Below are 2,488 nucleotides of genomic sequence, written 5' to 3' on the forward strand. Positions count from 1 at the left end.
ACGGTCGGCACGTAGCGCGCCCCCAGGACGGCCAACAGCGGCGAATCGAGCGCCGCCGGGCTGCCGATGGGCTGGATGCGGTTGAAGGCCAGCCCGTTCTGGGCTTCGATGGCGGCCATGAACTCAGTGTACTGGCGGGGGATGATGGAGTCGTAGCCGCGCACGTCGGCCAGACTGTGCAGCCAGGGGGTGTTGGCGTTCAGCGGCTTCGCGCCCGTCGGGTCGTAGGTGGTCAGCCGCCACTCGCCCGGCTGCGCTTGCAGCCACTCGACGGCCGCCGGCGTGAAGTCGAGCAGCGCCGGGTCGACGGCGGCGTTGAAGCCAACGCTGGCCGCGTAGAGGTCAACGACGATCAGGGCGCAGGCGGCCACGAACCAGCCGCGCCGCCGCGTCGCCAGCAGCAGCACGCCCCCCGACGCGACCAGCAGCCCGGCGAACAGCAGCGCCCACCAGAACTGGTAGCTGTAGAACGCCTCGGCCGTGGGGAAGGCGTCGCCCGCCTGGGCCAGCCCGTGGAACAGCCGCTCCACCCACGGCCGCGCCCAGCCGTAGGCCAGCCGCGACCCCAGTAGCGCCACAGCCACGAGCACCCCGCCGATGACGGCCAGCCAGCCGAGTATTACTGACTGGGGAAGAGGCTCACGCAAAGAACGCAAAGGAAACAAAGGACGCAAAGAAAGATTATTTCTCTTAGCGTCCCTGGCGCCCTTTGCGTGAGCCTCTTCCCACCCCGCCAGCACCTCATCCACACCGAAGCCGGCCAGCGCCGCCACGGCCAGCGCCAGCGGGAAGACCCAGCGGAAGGGGGTGTGCAACTGGTCAATGAACGGCAGGCCATAGTAGAGCAGGGCGTAGAGTGGCGTGCCGAAGATGAAGGCCACGGAGAAGAGCGCCAGCCCGACGAAGAACAGCGTGTGCGCCCGCCGGGCCGCGGCCAGCGTCCGCCAGCGCAGCAGGGCCAGAGCCCCCAGCGCCGCCAGCAGCAGCGGCAGCAGCCCCATGTAGGCCGCGCCCTCGACGTAGTTCTTGATGCCCCAACTGCTCGTGCCCGGGCCGTGCGGGTTAGGCTGGCCGGCGGCGTTGAGCGTCAGGGGCGTCACCTGGCCGGTGAAGACGTCGCGGTAGCTGTGGTGAGCCGGGCTGCCGTAAAAGTTGGGCAGCAGCAGCGTGACCGCGTTGCGCCACGGGAAGGCCCAGCCGCGCACCTCCTCGTAGCTGGCCGAGCCGGCGCGGAAGTTGACCTGCCCCACCTCGTAGAGCGGCACGAGCTGCACGGCGGCGATGAGCAGCCCGACGACCACCAGCGCGATCAGCCAGCCCGAGGCGCGGACGAGGAAGGAGAGGGGAAGAGGCTCACGCAAAGCGCGCAAAGGATGCCAAGAGCGCAAAGAAAGAGGACTCTTCTTTGCGTTCTTGGCGCTCTTAGCGTCCTTTGCGTGAGCCTATTCTCCTTTCACTCGTCGCTCGTCACTCGCCACGCGCAACTCACTCAAGAGCCGCCACGCCGCGTAGAGGCCCATGATGAGCAGCGTGTAATAGGTGAACTCGGCGTGGCCGGCGAGGACTTGCGCGCCGAGGGTCACTGCCCCAACCGCCGCCCAGGGCAGCGCCCGCCCGCGCCCGGCCGCCGGCCCGGCGCTGAGGGCGATCACCCGCTCGATGCAGCCCAGCAGCAGCGGCAGCCACGCGACGGCGGCGACAATCATTGGGAAGACGGCGGCGCTGATGATCAGGAATTGCGCCCCCTGGTAGGCGAAGCCGGCCAGCGCCGCGCCCCCCCGCCGCATGCCCAGGATGCGCCCGAAAGCGTACATACTCAGCCCGGCCAGCCACACCTGGCTGAGCGTGAACCAGCCGTACGCCTTAGCCAGCGGCAGGACGAGGAACAGCACGCTGAACGGGTAGAGGGCCGAGTGCTGGCCGTTAGCCAGGAAGGGCGCGCCGCCGAACAGGTAGGGGTTCCACAGCGGTATCTCGCCGCCGCGCAGGCTCTCCAGCGTGAAGCGCTTCCAGGCGTAGTTCTGGATGACCAGGTCGCCGATGAGGGCGTTGTGGGGCTGCTCGACGCCGAACGCGGCGGCGTGGTCGCGCCACGGGGCCCACTGGTACAGGTTGTCGGCCGGCGCCATGGTGCGCGGCCCCAGCGTGACCCCGGCGTAGAGCAGCAGCGGCAGGATGAGGTAGCCCAGCGCGATCAGCAGCTCGGGACGCAGGGCGCGGAGGCGGGCGCGAATCATGCGATAGGCTCTTTCTCGACGCGGAAGACGCAGGCCGCCGCCCCCACGGCCCGGCAACTGGTCTGGGCCACGCGGAACTCTTGTCCCCGGCCGAAGGCGCTGAGCGCCTCGTGTAGCAGCCCCACCGTCACGTGGCAGAGCGGCTGCCGGGCAGTCTGGCCCCAGCAGTGGGGGCAGCGCTCGACGGTGTACTCGAAGTGTGTCCCCCGATCCACGACGCGGCAGCCCTGGTCGCTGTGCTGCGTCATCAG

3 protein-coding genes are annotated in these 2,488 nt (G+C 69.5%); all 3 read right to left on the reverse strand.

Annotated features, from left to right (window positions below; translation table 11 throughout):
• A partial coding sequence (locus ACE3UY_RS01720; protein ID WP_374685824.1) for a hypothetical protein occupies window positions 1-1,361 on the reverse strand: 1,361 nt, incomplete at its 3' end.
• A gap of 81 nt (window positions 1,362-1,442) precedes the next feature.
• Complete coding sequence (locus tag ACE3UY_RS01725) at window positions 1,443-2,237, reverse strand: hypothetical protein (protein WP_374685825.1); 795 nt, start codon at window positions 2,235-2,237, stop codon at window positions 1,443-1,445.
• Window positions 2,234-2,488 (reverse strand): V4R domain-containing protein (locus ACE3UY_RS01730; RefSeq protein ID WP_374685826.1); only part of this gene is annotated, 255 nt, incomplete at its 5' end. The genes ACE3UY_RS01725 and ACE3UY_RS01730, both read right to left, overlap by 4 nt.

Source organism: Promineifilum sp. (SeqCode), from assembly GCF_041918635.1.
In the GTDB taxonomy this organism is placed as follows: domain Bacteria; phylum Chloroflexota; class Anaerolineae; order Promineifilales; family Promineifilaceae; genus Promineifilum.